This window comes from Streptomyces sp. NPDC054794, assembly GCF_053611585.1.
In genome coordinates, this window is sequence record NZ_JBSHAQ010000023.1 from 1 (window position 1) to 15,362 (window position 15,362).

Here is a 15,362-nt window from a genome sequence, read left to right on the forward strand (position 1 = left end):
CTCGGCGGCCTCCGCGGCCGCGGGCGTTCCGGCGGGCGCGGACGCGCGGCGGGTGGCACGACGACGCGTACGCGGCGCGGCCTCCTCCACAGCGACGGGCGCCTCGACGACCTCGGCCTCGACCGGCTCGGTGATCTTCTCGGTCTCCGGCGCCTGGGCGGCGGCCGGCTCCTGCGTGAGGTCGGCGGCCGGTATGGCCGGCGTGGTGACCTCGGCCGCGTTCTCGGCGGCGGCGGGGGGACCCGCCGGGCGCGACGCGGCACGGCGACGCCTGCGCGGGGGCAGGGTGTCGCTGGGGGTGTTCAGTTCGGAGCCCTCGGTGGGCTCGGTCGGTTCGAGCATGCGGGCGTTTCTCCCGTCAGGCTCCCGGGCGCCGCGCCTGGTCCGGCGTCGATCACAAGGATCGACCACCGTTGACGTCCGCGGCCCGCGCGATGCGCGATGGCCGCCGTCCGGGGCGCGGGCGCCGCACGGGAGCTCTCTGTGTCCTGTCTCGCCGGTTCCGTACGCCTTGTCGCTTACGGCCTGGCGAAAGTCTTCTGGTCGGTGGCGCTGCCCGACCCAGGTGGCTCCCGAGTACGAGGGCGGCGCTTTCGACGTCCGTCCTTACGCGGAACCTTCCGGCACCGGCGCCGTCGCGGCGGCAGTCAGGGCGGCCGGGTGGGGCTCGGTCGCTGCTGCCTCGCGGTCGGGCGCGAGCGGGTCGGTCACCGTGCCGGTCTCTGCATCGAACAGCCCCTGCGCCAGCCTGGTCACCGCTGCGGGGACCGGCGGCGCCAGGTCGGCCACGGCGCGGAGACCGGACAGGACGTCGTCGGGTCGTACGGCAGGCGTCACGTGCCGAACAACCAGCCGCAGTATCGCACAGGGCTGGTCGCTCGGCCTATCAGCCTGCGAACCTTGCGTTTCCGTGCTGGCCCGGCTCTCCAGGGTCACCACGGCGGAACGGGCGTCGAAGGTGCGGACGCCGTTCTTGGTCATGCGCTGTACTTCCACGGTCTCGGCCCGGGTGAAGGCCTCGACCGCGCGCTCGGCGCCGGCCGGGTCGACGCCGTCCAGCCGCAACTCCCAGACGGAAGCGGTCAGCCGGTCGGCGAGGCCCGACGTGTGTGCCTCGACCGCGTCGACGATGTCGAGCCCGGCGGGCAGTGACTCGTCGAGGAGGCTCCGCAGGGCTTGCGGATCGCGGGCCTCGGCGAGTGCGATCTCCAGGTATTCCGCCTCACTGCCCGTGCCGGTGGGTGCGGCATTGGCGTACGACACCTTCGGATGCGGCGTGAAACCTGCCGAGTACGCCATCGGTACCTCGGCACGGCGCAACGCACGCTCGAAGGCGCGCTGGAAGTCACGGTGGCTGGTGAACCGGAGGCGGCCGCGCTTGGTGTAGCGCAGTCGGATGCGCTGCACCGCGGGTGCGGGCGGCGGGCCTTCGGGCTGTCGCTTGCCCAGTGTCGTTCAGTCCTTCGTGAGAGCGGTCGTACTGCTACCAAGAGTACGTGTGTCACGGCCCGGCGGTTCCCGTCGGGCCACGGCCTGCGGCTGCCGCTGCTCGCCGAACAGCATCCGGCGGAAGTCGGCGCGTGCCTGTCGGACCGTCTCCCGGGCGGTGGTCAGGGCCTGCCGAGCGGTTCGGCCCACGGCGCACGCGGCCTCGGCGGCCGGGCGCAGCACGACGTCCCGTACGACGTGGCCGACCGGGGTGAGGACCGTCCGGTACACCCAGCGCACCGGGTCCACGAAAATCCATCGGAAGAGGGTGCCGAGGAACCGGCCGACGGCGAGCGAGATCCGCCCGGCGATGCGCCACGCGTGCCCGAGCGCCTCGGCGATCTCGCGTCCGACGACGGCGAGGACCCGGCCGACGGGCACCAGCACCCAGCGCCACAGGGCGAGGGCGGGCAGCACCACCAGGATCCGGGTGGTCCAGTACAGGGCCATGCCGATGCCGGTGACGAGCAGACCCAGCAGCCACACGAGGCCCTGGGCGCACCAGGCGATCGCCCGTCCGACCGGCGCGAGGAACCACTCGTACAGCCACAGGGCGGGGACGACGAGCAGGTACCGCACCAGCCAGGCGGCGGCGGTGTAGACCCCTAGGCCGATGGCCGCGCACACCGCCCCGATGCCCGTGAGCAGCCACAGCAGGACGCGCCCGACCGGGGTCAGCAGGCGCGCGTTGATCCAGGCGAGCCCGGCCCCGACACCGCGCGCCACCCAGGCGATCGCGGCGCCGATCCCACGCGCCGCCCGGGCGAGGGCCTGCCCCACCGGAGTCAGTACGTACCGGTGGAACCACAGTGCCGGGACGACGAGGAGGACGTGGGCGAGCCAGGCGAGCGCCCGGCCGACGGGCACGAGGACGTACCGCCACAGGGCGACGAACGGCCAGACGAACAGGGCCTTGGCCACCCACTGCAGCGCCCGGCCGAGGGGCCTGAGCACGGTGTCCCGCAGCAGTCGGCCGCCGGCGACGAGCGCGTCCCACAGCATCCGCACCGGCACGACCAGCACGAGCACGACGATGCGTACGGGGATGCGCACCGCGACGACCAGGCACCCCTCGGGCTCCGGTCGCCGCGGTTCGGGCGCCTTTTCGAAATCCATACCCGCGTAGACGCCGCAGCCCCTCGTACGGATGCCCTGTCTCCGTGGAAAGGACGGATCCGTGCGGTCGGTCAGGTGGCGAGGGCCCGTTGCTTGTAGGCCTCCGGATAGCGCTCCGTGAACTTCACGACGGCGACCAGCAGCACCACGGGAATGACCCAGTTGAACCAGTCGTCCAGGGAGGGGACGCGGACGGCCAGCCAGGCCGAGACGGCCATGAGCGCGAAGACCGCTCCCCAGGCGGCGGTCAGCACCTGGTTGATGTGCTTGAAGACGGGCGAGTCCCACACGCCCGGGTCGGTCGTCCGCCGGGCGTACTGCGCGGTGAAGGGATCGACGGCCAGCGATCCCAGCGCGACGAGGGCCACGATCCCGTTGGAGATGACCTGCGCATACGTTTCGAGCCAGACGAGTCGCGACCGGTCCAGCGCGAGCGCGAGGACCGAGATCACGGCGAAGAACACGATGCCGACCATGTCGAGGACGTAGAACCGGCCCCGGAGCATGTCCCTCCCGGACAGGCCGATCACGGCGACCAGCGCGGCCAGCGCCGCGTACTTCCAGGTGCTGGGGCTCGCGACGACGCCGAAGATGATCCACGGCGCGAAGGACAGGAACACGCCGCCGCCCGCGGCGGGTCTCTCGGCCGCCACGTTCGTCGCCGCCCGCGTCGACTGCTGCCCCATGAGGGTTCTCCCTCGCTCGCCGGGCCCGCCCCCTCCTTTCCCAGCCTGCCGTGGGTACGTGCCCTTCGCATGCCGTCTACGCGGGTGTGACCCCCAGGTGCCCGAGCACCGTGCGCATCGCACGGGTCACGGCCTCGCGGGACTCGTCCGTCCGGTCGTGGATCTCGAAGCCGTGGACGCCGTGCGGTACGTCGATGACCTCGACCGGGGCCTTCGTCCGCGCCGCCCTGTCCAGGAACGACTCGACCGTGGCGGCGATCCGCGGCGTCTCCAGGCCGGCCCGGGTCAGCACCAGGGGCGGCAGCGCACCGCCGTCGGCCGGCAGCGCGTCGACCGGGTGGAAACGGGCGCCGACCGCGCCCCAGCCCGGCAGCGGAGCCAGGATCGGGTAGGTGAGGGCCAGGCAGCGCAGCCACCGGGGCGGGGCGGTGATCCAGTCGGCGGCGAGCAGCCCCCCGCCGGAGAAGGCCCACACGGCGATGCGCCCGGGGTCGACGCGGGGGTCGGCGCGCAGCAGTTCCACGGCCGCGGCCACGTCCCCCGCGGCCCGCGCGTAGTCGGCGATGCCGTGCAGGCGGTGGTCCACGACGGCGCCCACCACGCCCAGGCTCGCCGCGTAGCGGGCGTAGCCGACGTAGAACGGCCACTCGCGCGGCGTGGCGTCGAGGTCGCGCGGCACCGGGCCGCCGTGCACGAACAGCACGGCGGGCCGTGGCCCGCGCGGCGGATCCGGCAGGTGCAGGTCCAGGCGCCCGTCGCGCACCCGCGGCAGCTCCGGGACGTCGAGCAGGAAGGGCTCGCGGAACGGGTCCCACTCGCCCTCGGGTGCCGTCAGCCGCCGGCCCACGCCCGCGGCCGCGCGGAGCAGCACCTCGGCCAGCTCCCGCGGCCGGGAGAGCATCGGCCAGTGTCCGGTGGCCAGTTCGAAGAAGCCCACCCGTGGGTCGGCCAGCCTGCGGAACTGCGGCGGGCCGGTGCGCACCAGGGCCTGCACCGTCTCGAAGGTGACGCCGCCCGCCGTGCACAGGATTCCGGTGGTGGGCACGTCCGCCGCGGCGCCCGTCAGCCGCAGCGGTCGCGTCAGCGTGCGCGCGGGCTGCGGGGCGGCGAGAGCGGTCAGCTGCCGCAGTCGCTCCGCCGACAGTCCCTCCGTGCTGCCCCAGCGCTGCCACTCCTTTGGAGCCGGGACGGGGACCGGGGCCGGTGCCGTCGCTGTCGCCGTCGCCGTCGCCGATGCCGGTTCCCGCCCGGAGTCGCCGTCCGCGCGCAGGAGTTCGCCCACCGTCGGGTCGGGCACCAGGGCCAGCGCCGGGTCGCCGTCCTGCGGCAGTCCGGCGTCCAGGTACACGATGCGGGCGATCCGCTCCGGCCTGCGGTCGGCCGCGCCCAGCACCGGGTGGATCGCGTAGTCGTGGCCGACCAGCACCACCTTTGCGTCCGGCCCGGGCTCCAGGGAGTCGATCAGCCGGACCACGTCGTCGACATGCGTCCGAAGGTCGGCCCCGGGCCACCGGCTCAGGGTCACCGGGTACGCCTCGGCGCCGGACTCCCGCAGCGGTCCGGTCACCTCGCTCCAGACGCGCTCGTCGGTGAACGGACCGGAGACCAGCACGAATACAGTCATCAGCACCTCCAGGGGCGGGGTCGTCGCGGGTAACCTAGGAACTCCCCCTGAGGGAGGTTCAACCCTTGCCCACGGACCCGGACGGCATGAGCATCGGCGAGCTCGCCGCGCACGCGAAGACCACGGTCAAGACGGTCCGCTTCTACTCCGACCAGGGGCTGCTGCCCGAGGCCACGCGCAGCTCCGGTGGCCACCGCCGTTACGGCCCCGAGGCCTCGGCCCGGCTGCGCACGATCCGCGCGCTGCGCTCGCTCGGTGTGCCCGTGCCCGAGATCGGCCGGGTTCTGGACTGCGGGGACGACTCCCTGGAGGCCTTGGTGACACGGCAGTTGGACGACGTCGGCACCCAACTCGCCGCGCTGCGCTGGCGCGAGGCCGCGCTGCGGGCCGTACAGGAAGGTGGTCCCGAGCAGGTGGCGGAACGTCTGGAGCTGATCGGGGCGGTGAGCGTCCCGCCCAGCACGGCCGCGCTCGCGCACTACTGGCGCCGGCTGCTTCCCGTGCGCCTGTCCGCCCGCCTGCGCTCCGCGGTCGCCGAGGCGGCCATACCCCAGCCTCCCGCGGACCCGACGCCGGACCAGGTCGTCGCCTTCGCCCGGCTGCACGCCCTGGCGACGGCCGCCACGGACGGCTGCCTGGCGACCCACCGACCCGCCACGGCCGCGCACCCCGACCTGCTCTACGACGGCCTGTACGAGGCCTACGACCTGGTGGAACGCGCTCTACGGGCCGACCGCTCCCCCGGCCCCGGCGAGGCCCTGGACTGCTATGTGGCCGCCCACGCCCGCGCCAGTGCCGCCCGGGACACCCCCGCCTTCCGCCGCACCCTCACCGCCGGACTCGCCGCGACGGACCACCCGGTGATGTCCCGGTATTGGCAGCTGGCGGGCGAGTTGGTCCCCGGCCCGACCCTGGGCGCCGCGGACTCCTGGCTCCGCGAGGCGCTGACCGCGAGCACGGCGACGGGCTGAGCGCGGCGGCCGAGCGCGGAACTCCGTACCGCGGAACGCCCGTTCCGGCGGACCTCGACCGTGTCTCCGGCGATGCGGGTGAGGAACGCGGCGGCCATCTGGGAGCGCCCACGGTACTCCCGTACCAGGTCGGTCCTCTCCCACTGGCCCCTCCCCCGCGGACGCGGCCCCGCAAGCACGGTGCCTCTCCCCCGGCGGCCGTCGACGAGGGATGATCGCCCGACCCCCGCGTCGTGACCAGCCTGTTTCCGCCGGATCCGGTCCGCGGTGGGCGGTCAGTCGGCCTCCGGCGGCTGTGCGTCGCCGGCCGTGGGCGGCAGCGGCTGCTCCGTCCAGACGGTCTTGCCGTCGTGGGTGTAGCGGGTGCCCCACCGCTCGGTGAGCTGCGCGACCAGGAAGAGCCCGCGTCCGCCCTCGTCCGTGCTGTGCGCCCGCCTGAGGTGCGGGGAGGTGTGGCTGGTGTCGGACACCTCGCAGATCAGGGTCTGCGTACGGATCAGGCGCAACGTGACGGGGCCCTCCGCGTACCGGTAGGTGTTGGTGACGAGCTCGCTGGCGACCAGCTCGGTGGTGAAGGCCAGCTCCTCCAGCCCCCATTCGGTCAGTTTCGCCGTGGTCAGCTCCCTCGCCCGGGCGGCGGAGGTCGCCTCCAGGGGCAGCTCCCACGAGGCGACGTTCTCCGGCGGCAGCACCCGGGTCCGGGCGATGAGCAGCGCGATGTCGTCGGCGGGGACGTGGCCGACCGGCAGCAGCGCTTCGATCACGGCGTGGCAGGTGTGGTCCAGCGGATCACCGACGGCGGAGAGACATGTGCGCAGGCTCTCCAGCGCGGCGTCGATGTCGCCGCTGCGCGCCTCCAGGAGGCCGTTGGTGTAGAGCGCGAGCAGGCTGCCCTCGGGAAGATCGAGGTCGTACGTCTCGAACGGCAGTCCGCCCAGGCCGAGCGGCGGCCCCGCGGGCGGGTCGAGCACGGTCACCTCGCCGTCCGGTGTGGACAACAGGGGTGCCGGGTGGCCGGCGCGGGCCAGGGAGCAGTGCCGGGACACCGGGTCGTAGACCGCGTAGAGGCAGGTGGCCCCGAGCACCTGCTCGTCCGCCGACCCGTTGCCGTGGGCGTTCGCCTCCACCTCGGCGGCCAGCAGGCTGACCAGATCGTCCAGCCGGGCCATCACCTCGTCGGGTTCGAGGTCGAGGCTGGCCAGGGTGCGCACGGCGGCCCGCAGGCGGCCCATCGAGGCCGCGGCGTGGATCCCGTGGCCGACCACGTCCCCCACGACGAGGGCGACCCGGGCTCCCGACAGCGGGATCACGTCGAACCAGTCACCGCCGATGCCCGGTTCACCGCTGGCCGGGAGGTACCGGCAGGCCACCTCGACGGCCGGCAGGTCGGTCGCCGCGCTCGGCAGCAGACTGCGCTGGAGGGTCAGCGCGGCGTTCTGCTGCTGGGTGAAGCGGCGCGCGTTGTCGATGCAGACGGCCGCGCGCGAGGAGATCTCCTGGGCCACCGCGGCATCGTCGTCCTCGAAGGGTTCCGAATGGCGTGATCGCCACAGGCTCACCACGCCCAGGATCAGGCCGCGCGCCACCAGAGGCACCGCGATCAGCGAATGAACGCCGAGACCCGAGGCGACCTCGATCCGTCGCCGGTCCATGACGTACCACTCGGGGCGGAGGGTGAGCTGCCGGTCGAGAATCGTGCGCCGCTCGTCCAGGCACCGCGCCTGCGCGGATTGCGGCAGGATCGGGACCACCTCGCCTTCGTGGAACGGTATCCGGGGATCCGGGGGCGAGAGGGCCACGCGCAACAGCGGACCCGTCACACCGGGGGGCGGTTCGTCGCCCAGGGTGACCGGCTTCATGAGGTCCACGCAGCAGATGTCGGCCAGGCCGTCGACGGCCACCTCGGCCAGTTCCCGGGCGGTCCGGATCACATCCAGTGAGTTTCCGACCCGGGCGCTCGCCTCGTTCAGCAGGGCGAGCCTGCGCTGCGCCCGGTGGCGGTCGGTCACGTCCTCGATCGTCTCGGCGACGCCGAGCACCCGGCCCGCGGGGTCCTCCATCCGGAACGCGGAGACGGACACGATCCGTTCGCGACCGGGTTCGTGGGCGGCTCGCGCGGACTGCTCCGTGAAGATCAGCGGCTCTCCGGTCTCCAGGACGTGCCGTACTCGCTCGTCGGCCCGCGCCGCGTCGTCCTGCACCATGAAGTCCCGGGGGTGATGGCCCACCGGCGCATCGACCGGGACGCCGCTCGCCTTGGCGATGGCACGGTTGACCCGAAGCACTTTCCGGTCCGGGCCATAGGTGACCAGACCGACCGGGGACCGGCGGTACAGGCCATCCAGCAGCGCACGGTCCCGCTGCCAGGCGATGACCTCCGCGGCGGGGGCTCCGACCAGCATCCACTCCTGGCCGTCCCCGTCCCGAGTGATCGCACGGGCCCGGAAGCCCATCTCCACCCGCCGCCCGTCGCGGTGCCGCACGGGCAGGACCCCGAACCAGCCCCCCGCCCTCACGGCGTTCACGACGACGGAGCGCGCGACCGGCAGGTCACGGGTGTCGACCAGGAACTCCCGCCACGCCCGTCCGATCACTTCCTTGGCCGAATAGCCCAGCAGTTCCTGGGCCCGTGCGCTCCAGCCGACCACGGTGCCCTGATCATCGAGTACGGCCGTGGCTCCGTGCCCGAGGGCGAACGGATCCTCCGGACTCTCGCTGAACAGCATCGACGGCGTCCCCATAGCCACTACAGCCACCACCTCGCCTCCGTCACTCCGATGTTCCTCTTCTCGGTCTCCGTGCGCGACAGAGAAGGGGCTCGGAACGTCACATCCGGCGCGCCACGACCCGTGGCGGGTTCCGGCCCGCTCCGCCGTCGAGCGGACGTCCGCAAAACGGTGAACGATGAGTGGGGCGCCCCGACCGAGCAGGAGACCGACATGAACGCGCTGCTCTCAGCGGTCCTCGACGCCCATGGCGGCCTCGACCGCTGGAACGCGCTCACCATGGTCCGCGCCACCATCGTCAGCGGCGGCGACCTGTTCACGATCAAAGGCATGCCGCAGGACCCCACGCCGCGGGAGATGACCGTCTGGCTGCACGAGGAGCACGCCTCGGTGCTGCCGTTCGGTGCGCCCGACCAGCGGTCCGACTTCAGGCCCGACCGCGTCGCCGTCGAAAAGCTCGACGGGCACGTGGTGGCCGAACGCGACGCACCGCGCGATTCGTTCACCGGCCATGACCTCAGCACCCCCTGGGACCCGCTGGACCGCGCCTACTTCAACGGGTACGCGCTGTGGACGTACCTCACGACGCCCTTCCTGCTCGCGATGCCCGGCTTCGACGTCACCGAGATCGCCCCCTGGCGGGAGGGCGACGAACTCTGGCGTGGCCTGCGCGCCACCTTCCCGCCCGGTATCGCCAGCCACAGCACCCACCAGGACTTCTACTTCGGGTTCGACCATCTGCTGCGGCGGCACGACTACCACGTCGACGTCGCGGGCGGGTTCGCCGCGGCGCAGTACGTCCATGACATCGTCGAGGCGGACGGGATCCGGCTCCCCACCAGGCGCCGGGCCTACCGGAGCGACGCGGACAACCGCCCGATCCTGGAACAGACGATGGTCTCCATCGACGTCGGTGACGCACGGTTCACCTGAGGTCGACGGGGTGTTGCCCGCCGCACAGGAGTTGAACGCGTTCAGAAATGATGCCAGCATGACGGGACCTTGATCGGCGAGCGGTTGCGTCCGCTCGTCTTCGGCGCTGCTGTGGGGGAAGGGGGGAAGGCCGTGCTGCCCCAGTTGTCCGGCCTCGCCAGAGGACGGCACGCGGTGTTCGTCGCCTGTCTGCTCGCACTCACGGGATGCAATCCCCATATGTACGACGACGTGCCCGCACTGCATGACGCGAAGCCGGCGGAAGTAGCGGGCTCTTGGCTCGGCTACGACCGGACGCACGTCGTCCTCCGGCCCGACGGGAAGGCCGACATCCGTCTCCTGGACGGCCTGGAATGGGACTTCGACGACCGGTGGCGGCTGTCGGGCAGGGGGACCTGGGAGCTGACCGACAAGCGGACCGGGTGGAACGACGGCCAGCACGTCCGGCTGAAGCTCACCTCACGCACCGCGGTGGCCACGCGCGCGCCGGAGCCGGACGATCCGCCCGCCCCGACGGGGGAAAGCCCCCGGATTCCCAAGACCTACACCTGGACGTTCGAGCTGCGGCGCGACGACGAGAAGGCCCTCGAACTCTATTTCTTCTTCCACGACCCGGACTCGCGCAGCACGTACATCCTACAGAGAGAAGGGCCCGGGCACCGGAACTCGTCGGCCGGCGACCGATGAGTTCCGGAGCCCGGAGCGGTCCACCTCCGTGCAAGCGAAGACCGCGACGAGCTCTGTGAGGGCATCATGACCACTTCCGCACTACCACCCGTCGTCGACGCCGCGACCTGGGAGCGCCGACTTGAGGCACTGCGGGCCAGGGAGAAGGCCGCGACACGGGAGCTGGACTCCATCGCGGCCGAGCGCCGTCGCCTGCCGATGGTCGAGATGCCCGACTACACCCTTGAGGGCGAGGACGGCCCCGTTCGGCTGGCGGACATCTTCGAGGGCAAGAGCCAGCTGATCGTCTACAACCACATGTGGTTCGCCGGCAAGGAATGGCAGTGCCCGGGCTGCACGGGGTTCACCTCGCAGTACACGCGCCTGGAGTTCCTGGACAACTACGACGCCCGCTTCGTCGTCGTCACCCAGGGCCCCATCAAGGAGGCGCTCGCCTACAAGCAGCGGGTCGGCAACCGGATGACGTGGTACTCGACCGCCGACAGCCCGTTCGGGGCCGACGTCGGCGCACCGCCCGACGGGGGATTCGCGGTCAACGTGTTCCTCCGCGACGGGGACACGGTCTACCGGACCTGGCACACCAACGGCCGCGGCACCGAACAGCTCAGTCATTCCTTCGCGTTGATCGACCTGCTGCCGTACGGACGCCAGGAGCAGTGGCAGGACTCGCCCGAGGGCTGGCCCCAGTCCCCCACGTACAGCCGGTGGGCGACGTCCGAGACCATCGCCGCGCTCTACGGCCCGCACGCCGACGAGGGCTGAACCGAGCACGGCCGGGCCACGATGACCCATGCGAAGGGGAGCCGGAACCGTCTCAGCACGCATGTTCGTCCTCCCGTGCACCATGTTGAGCTTCAGCGCATACCTCGCCGGCCCCCTGGCCTCGTCGGTTCGCCAACTGCTCGTGTTCGCCTGGACGCAGACCAGGGCCTGCGCTTTCGCCATCGCGCTGCTGTCCGGCGTGGCGGTGTCCACCCTGCTGCCCGGACTTCCGGTGGCCCGCTACGACCTGCTCGTCGTCTACGGCGTGCTGCTCACCCTCCTGTTCTGGGTGCGTGGCTGGGAGAGCGGGCGGGACATCGCCGTCATCACCGTCTGCCACGTCATCGGGCTGGCCTTCGAGCTGGTGAAGGTGGCCCTCGGCTCATGGAGCTACCCGGAGCCGGCCGTGCTGAAGTTCGCCGGTGTCCCGCTGTACGGAGGGTTCCTCTACGCGGCCGTGGGCAGCTACATCTGCCGGGCCTGGCACCTCTTCGACCTCGAACTGATCCGCTACCGGCCCAGGGCGACCGCGGCGGTGGCCGCCGCGGTCTACCTCAACTTCTTCAGTCATCACTGGCTGCCCGATGCGCGCTGGCCCTTGGCCGGACTGCTGGTGGCCGTCACCGCGGGCACCTCCGCGCGGTTCACGGTGCGCGGGGTACGCCGACAGATGCCGCTGGCGTTGTCGTTCGTCCTGATCGGCTTCTTCCTGTGGGTGGCGGAGAACCTCGCCACCTACGTGGGCGCCTGGCGCTACCCGTACCAGCTCCACGGCTGGCAGCCCGTCGGCGTGGAGAAGTTCGGCGCCTGGTCCCTGCTGATCAGCATCACCGTCGTCCTGGTGGCCGCCAGCCGACCGGAACGGAGGTCGTACGGTGCTGGTCGCCCAGTGGATGCCACGTGACGGGGAGCACGTGGGGCTCGTGTCGACCGGGCCCGCCGTGGCCCTGCTCGGGGTCGGCGGGGTGGTCGTCGTCACGGCCGCCGTGGCGGCCGCCCTGGGGCGGCGGGAGCGCGATGCCGGGCACCGCCCGACGGGCTGGCTGTTCGGTCTCGGCCTGACCCTGTGCCTGGTGGGTGGGCTAGGGCTGCTGGTCCGCCACTCCGAGGACCGGCAGACGAGCGGCGGGCTGCGAGCGGCCGGCCGCGAGATCATCGGCGAGGCTCTGGACACCGCCCGGAACTGCGCCACCGCCGCCCCGGAACCCACCTTCACGTACCCGGGCGAATCGGCGTCCGGCGGCGCGGCCACGTACGCTCCGGCGCCGTGCAGTACCTCGCCGCGCGACGCGCCACTGGACTCGATGGTGGTGACCTCCCAGGGCGTGTACCGGGTGAATGTGGCGGCCTCCTTCGGCACGAGCGGACAGGTGACCGTGACCGACTCGGCCACCGGCAGGCAGGCCTGCGCCACCGTCCCGGACACCGCCGACGACACCGGCACGGTCACGGACGGCCCCTGCGGCGGTTAGTCGCCGTCCTGGCGGCTGGGACGGACCTGGTGACGCCGCCTCAGCAGATGCCGGCCCACCAGCGCGGCGGCCAGGACGCCGAGGGCGATGAGCGCGTAGAGCTGGTAGCGGGTGATCTCGTCGTAGAGGGTCGTGATGTGGGTGCCGGCCGCGTAGGCCAGGGTCGCCCACAGACCGACCCACAGCGCGGCGCCCAGCGCGTTGAAGGCGAGGAAGCGGCGCCAGGCCATGCCGCTGGTGCCGGCGACGATGCCGTTGGCCTGGCGCAGGCCCTCGACGAAGCGGGCGACGGTGACGACCTTGCCGCCGTGGCCGGTGAAGAACTCCTCGGCCTTCTGGAAGCGCTCCGGGGTGAGGAACACGTGCCGACCCCAGCGGTGCACGAAGGTGCGCCCGCCCGACCGTCCGATCAGGTAGCCGATGTTGTCCCCCACGACGGCCGCGGCGAACGCGAGCGTCGCGACCGCGACGATGTTCAGCCGCCCGGCCCCGGCGTAGATCCCCGCGGCGATCAGGATCGTCTCGCCGGGGGCGGGAACACCGAAGTCCTCGACGAGGACCACGACGCCGACGGCCCAGTAGCCGTAATGGCCGAGCAGCGGGGCCAGGTGGGCCAGCGGGCCCGGGAGGGGCGGGTCCATGTGTCCACCGTACGTCGCCGGTGCCGGGCGAAGAGGCCCGCGCACCCGGTCTGCGGGGCAGGGGTCAGCAGGGCAGGTCGAGCGTGACGGCGGTCCCGTGCCGCGCGTTCTCGGCGTGCGCGGTGCCGCCGTGCGCGGTCGCCACCGCCTGTACGAAGGCGAGCCCCAGCCCGGACCCCTCGCTCGTGCGGCTCGCCTCGGCGCGGGCGAAGCGGTCGAACGCCCGGGGCAGGAACTGCGGCGGGAAGCCCGGCCCCTCGTCCGTGACGCGCAGCCGCAGCCTGCCCTCGTGGACGGCGGCCGTGAGGCGGACGGTCCCGTGGCCGTGGCGCAGGGCGTTGTCGACGAGGTTGCCGAGGGCAGGCACGAGCCATCGGGCGTCGACGTCGACGGTGGTGTCCGCCGCGTCCACGGTCAGGGCGCGCCCGGCCCGCTCGGCGGTGCGCGCCTGCGCGGCGACGGCGGTGTCGACGAGGTCGGTGAGGCGTACGGGGGCCCGGGTGATGTGGTCGGCGCTGCCGAGCTCCTCCAGGTCCAGCAGGGCGTTGGAGAGGTCGATCAGGCGCTGAACCTCGGCGTCCACGGAGCGCAGGGTCTCGGTGAGCTCCTCGGCCGGGCGGGGGCGGTGCAGCGCGACGTCGACCTCGGCCCGCAGCAGGGACAGCGGGGTGCGCAGCTCGTGGCTGGCGTCCGCGACGAACCGGCGCTCGCGGACGGCGGATGCCTCCAGGCGGTCGAGCATGCGGTTGAGGGTGTGGCCGAGGCGGGTGATCTCGTCGTCGCGGTCGGCGGGCACGTCCAGGCGCAGGTTCTGGGCGCCGTCGGCGAGGGTGGCCGCCGCGGTGCGGTAGCGCTCGACGGGGCGCAGGGCGGCGCGTGCGGTGCGGTAGCCGACGTACGAGGCGGCGATCAGGGTCAGTCCGGAGGCGAGGGCGAGCTGCGCGAGCAGTTCGCGCAGGGCCTCGTCGCGATGCCCCCGGCGGACGGCGGCGACGACGATCCGTGGTGCACCGCCGGCCGTGACGCGCTCGGCCTGCAGCCGCAAGGTGTCCGGAGTGATCGGCAGCAGGGAGCCGATGTCCCGCCGTACCGCGTGTCCCCGGGCGGCCGCGTCGAGTTCGGCGTCAGTGAGCAGTGCCCGGCGGCCCGCGGCATCACTGGCGCCGAGGACGCGGCCGTGCACGTCGAGGACCTGGTAGAGGCTGCCGCTGGGGCCCGGGGGCAGCGCGGTACGGGCGCGCAGAGCCCGGTCGAGGCTCTGCTGGTAGGCGGCCAGATCGTCGTGCAGCTGCCGGTCGAGTGCGGTCTGGACCCGCCAGTAGACCAACCCGGCGGTCCCGGTCAGGACGAGGGACATGGTGACGGCGACGGCCAGGACGAGGCGGGTGACGACGGGCAGCCGCCCGAACCAGGCCCGCGGCCCGCCCGCGCCCGCCAGGGTCACGGGGCGGTCTCCAGGCGGTATCCGCGTCCGCGCAGGGTCGTGATCGTCGTACGGTCGAAGGCGCGGTCGACCTTGGCCCGCACCTTGGAGACGTGGACGTCGATGGCGTTGCTGCGCAGGTCGGTCTCGCCGTCCCACACCTCGTCGAGCAGCTGCAGCCGGGTCACGACCCGGCCCGCGTTCTCCATCAGCACCCGCAGCACGTCGAACTCGCGCCGGGACAGGTCGAGCTCCGTGTCCGCCCGCCAGGCCCGCTGCCGCTCGGGGTCGAGGACGAGGTCGCCGACCTCCAGACGGCCGGAGCTGTCGGGGCGGCGCCGGGATATCGCCCGCAGCCGGGCCTGCAGTTCCTCCATGGCGAACGGCTTGACCACGTAGTCGTCGGCGCCGGCGTCCAGCCCGGCCACCCGCTCGCTGATCGCTCCGCGCGCGGTGAGCAGGATCACCGGGACGTCGACGCCCTCGCCGCGCAGGGTGCGGCACACCTCGACCCCGTCCATGCCCGGCAGCATCACGTCCAGGAGGACCCCGTCCAGGCGGGGATCACGGGCGGCGGCCAGGCCGGAGGGGCCGTCGTAGCGGCCTTCGGCGGTGTGTCCGGACTCGGTGAGGTAGCGGACGACGAGGTCCGTGAGGCGGGTCTCGTCATCGACGACCAGGTAGTGCATGGCGGCCAGGCTAACCCGCCCACGGGCCCGGCTCCGGGGGCCCGGAAGGCTTCATGGTCTGTTCATGTGAAATCCCTACCGTCCTTCACGTCGCGGCCACCGCGGGCCGCGACCGGTCCGCCGTCCGATGCGCCGGGGCGGAAA

General features: G+C 72.8%; 15 protein-coding genes. 6 read left to right on the top strand and 9 right to left on the bottom strand.

Going from position 1 to position 15,362, the window contains the following annotated elements; all coding sequences use genetic code 11:
• The 5 genes from ACWGKT_RS23895 to ACWGKT_RS23915 form a co-directional block, all read right to left on the bottom strand.
• Positions 1-342: hypothetical protein (locus ACWGKT_RS23895; RefSeq protein WP_453275288.1), on the bottom strand; the 342-nt coding region annotated here is incomplete at its 3' end.
• 264 nt (positions 343-606) lie between these two features.
• Entirely contained in the window at positions 607-1,407 is an 801-nt protein-coding gene (locus ACWGKT_RS23900) for a TIGR03936 family radical SAM-associated protein (RefSeq protein ID WP_356145471.1), read from the bottom strand.
• 48 nt (positions 1,408-1,455) lie between these two features.
• Complete coding sequence (locus tag ACWGKT_RS23905; protein WP_453275289.1) at positions 1,456-2,604, bottom strand: hypothetical protein; 1,149 nt, start codon at positions 2,602-2,604, stop codon at positions 1,456-1,458.
• A gap of 71 nt (positions 2,605-2,675) precedes the next feature.
• Positions 2,676-3,290: a hypothetical protein gene (locus ACWGKT_RS23910; protein WP_453275290.1), complete on the bottom strand. Its 615-nt coding sequence runs from the start codon at positions 3,288-3,290 to the stop codon at positions 2,676-2,678.
• Between the two features lie 76 nt (positions 3,291-3,366).
• Complete coding sequence (locus tag ACWGKT_RS23915) at positions 3,367-4,914, bottom strand: alpha/beta fold hydrolase (protein WP_453275291.1); 1,548 nt, start codon at positions 4,912-4,914, stop codon at positions 3,367-3,369.
• 65 nt (positions 4,915-4,979) lie between these two features.
• On the opposite strand from ACWGKT_RS23915, the gene ACWGKT_RS23920 reads away from it, so the two are divergent.
• Positions 4,980-5,885 (top strand): helix-turn-helix domain-containing protein, encoded by a 906-nt coding sequence (locus ACWGKT_RS23920; protein ID WP_453275292.1) that lies wholly within the window; start codon positions 4,980-4,982, stop codon positions 5,883-5,885.
• A 275-nt stretch (positions 5,886-6,160) separates the two neighbouring features.
• Here ACWGKT_RS23920 and ACWGKT_RS23925 read toward each other — a convergent pair whose 3' ends face one another.
• The gene (locus ACWGKT_RS23925; protein ID WP_453275389.1) at positions 6,161-8,626 is read right to left on the bottom strand and encodes a SpoIIE family protein phosphatase; all 2,466 of its coding nucleotides are present in this window, start codon (positions 8,624-8,626) and stop codon (positions 6,161-6,163) included.
• A 198-nt stretch (positions 8,627-8,824) separates the two neighbouring features.
• Between ACWGKT_RS23925 and ACWGKT_RS23930 the strand changes: the two genes are divergently transcribed.
• From ACWGKT_RS23930 to ACWGKT_RS23950, 5 genes are all read left to right on the top strand, one after another.
• Positions 8,825-9,544 carry a hypothetical protein gene (locus tag ACWGKT_RS23930; protein ID WP_453275293.1) on the top strand — a complete coding sequence of 240 codons (720 nt, stop codon included), beginning with the start codon at positions 8,825-8,827 and terminating at the stop codon, positions 9,542-9,544.
• A gap of 132 nt (positions 9,545-9,676) precedes the next feature.
• Positions 9,677-10,231 (top strand): hypothetical protein, encoded by a 555-nt coding sequence (locus ACWGKT_RS23935; RefSeq protein ID WP_453275294.1) that lies wholly within the window; start codon positions 9,677-9,679, stop codon positions 10,229-10,231.
• 66 nt (positions 10,232-10,297) lie between these two features.
• Positions 10,298-10,993 (top strand): DUF899 domain-containing protein, encoded by a 696-nt coding sequence (locus ACWGKT_RS23940; protein ID WP_453275295.1) that lies wholly within the window; start codon positions 10,298-10,300, stop codon positions 10,991-10,993.
• Positions 10,994-11,075: 82 nt separating this feature from the next.
• Positions 11,076-11,897: a DUF817 domain-containing protein gene (locus tag ACWGKT_RS23945; RefSeq protein ID WP_453275296.1), complete on the top strand. Its 822-nt coding sequence runs from the start codon at positions 11,076-11,078 to the stop codon at positions 11,895-11,897.
• A 19-nt stretch (positions 11,898-11,916) separates the two neighbouring features.
• The gene (locus ACWGKT_RS23950) at positions 11,917-12,465 is read left to right on the top strand and encodes a hypothetical protein (RefSeq protein WP_453275297.1); all 549 of its coding nucleotides are present in this window, start codon (positions 11,917-11,919) and stop codon (positions 12,463-12,465) included.
• On the opposite strand, the gene ACWGKT_RS23955 is transcribed toward ACWGKT_RS23950, so the two are convergent.
• The 3 genes from ACWGKT_RS23955 to ACWGKT_RS23965 all read right to left on the bottom strand — a co-directional run bounded on the left by ACWGKT_RS23955 (position 12,462) and on the right by ACWGKT_RS23965 (position 15,218).
• Positions 12,462-13,106, bottom strand: coding sequence for a DedA family protein (locus ACWGKT_RS23955; protein WP_453275298.1), 645 nt, complete (start codon positions 13,104-13,106; stop codon positions 12,462-12,464). The two genes, ACWGKT_RS23950 and ACWGKT_RS23955, sit on opposite strands and share 4 nt — an antisense overlap.
• A 64-nt stretch (positions 13,107-13,170) precedes the next feature.
• Positions 13,171-14,550 carry an ATP-binding protein gene (locus ACWGKT_RS23960; protein WP_453275299.1) on the bottom strand — a complete coding sequence of 460 codons (1,380 nt, stop codon included), beginning with the start codon at positions 14,548-14,550 and terminating at the stop codon, positions 13,171-13,173.
• Positions 14,547-15,218 (bottom strand): response regulator transcription factor, encoded by a 672-nt coding sequence (locus ACWGKT_RS23965; protein ID WP_453275300.1) that lies wholly within the window; start codon positions 15,216-15,218, stop codon positions 14,547-14,549. The genes ACWGKT_RS23960 and ACWGKT_RS23965 overlap by 4 nt, the downstream gene beginning before the upstream one ends.
• Positions 15,219-15,362 lie beyond the last annotated feature (144 nt).

What these genes read in the sequence shown, in the direction of transcription:
- ACWGKT_RS23905 (WP_453275289.1), bottom strand. Translation starts at nt 2,604, where the DNA reads ATGGATTTCGAAAAGGCGCCCGAACCGCGGCGACCGGAGCCCGAGGGG.
- ACWGKT_RS23910 (WP_453275290.1), bottom strand. Translation starts at nt 3,290, where the DNA reads ATGGGGCAGCAGTCGACGCGGGCGGCGACGAACGTGGCGGCCGAGAGA.
- ACWGKT_RS23915 (WP_453275291.1), bottom strand. Translation starts at nt 4,914, where the DNA reads ATGACTGTATTCGTGCTGGTCTCCGGTCCGTTCACCGACGAGCGCGTC.
- ACWGKT_RS23925 (WP_453275389.1), bottom strand. Translation starts at nt 8,626, where the DNA reads ATGGGGACGCCGTCGATGCTGTTCAGCGAGAGTCCGGAGGATCCGTTC.
- ACWGKT_RS23930 (WP_453275293.1), top strand. Translation starts at nt 8,825, where the DNA reads ATGAACGCGCTGCTCTCAGCGGTCCTCGACGCCCATGGCGGCCTCGAC.
- ACWGKT_RS23940 (WP_453275295.1), top strand. Translation starts at nt 10,298, where the DNA reads ATGACCACTTCCGCACTACCACCCGTCGTCGACGCCGCGACCTGGGAG.
- ACWGKT_RS23945 (WP_453275296.1), top strand. Translation starts at nt 11,076, where the DNA reads ATGTTGAGCTTCAGCGCATACCTCGCCGGCCCCCTGGCCTCGTCGGTT.
- ACWGKT_RS23955 (WP_453275298.1), bottom strand. Translation starts at nt 13,106, where the DNA reads ATGGACCCGCCCCTCCCGGGCCCGCTGGCCCACCTGGCCCCGCTGCTC.
- ACWGKT_RS23965 (WP_453275300.1), bottom strand. Translation starts at nt 15,218, where the DNA reads ATGCACTACCTGGTCGTCGATGACGAGACCCGCCTCACGGACCTCGTC.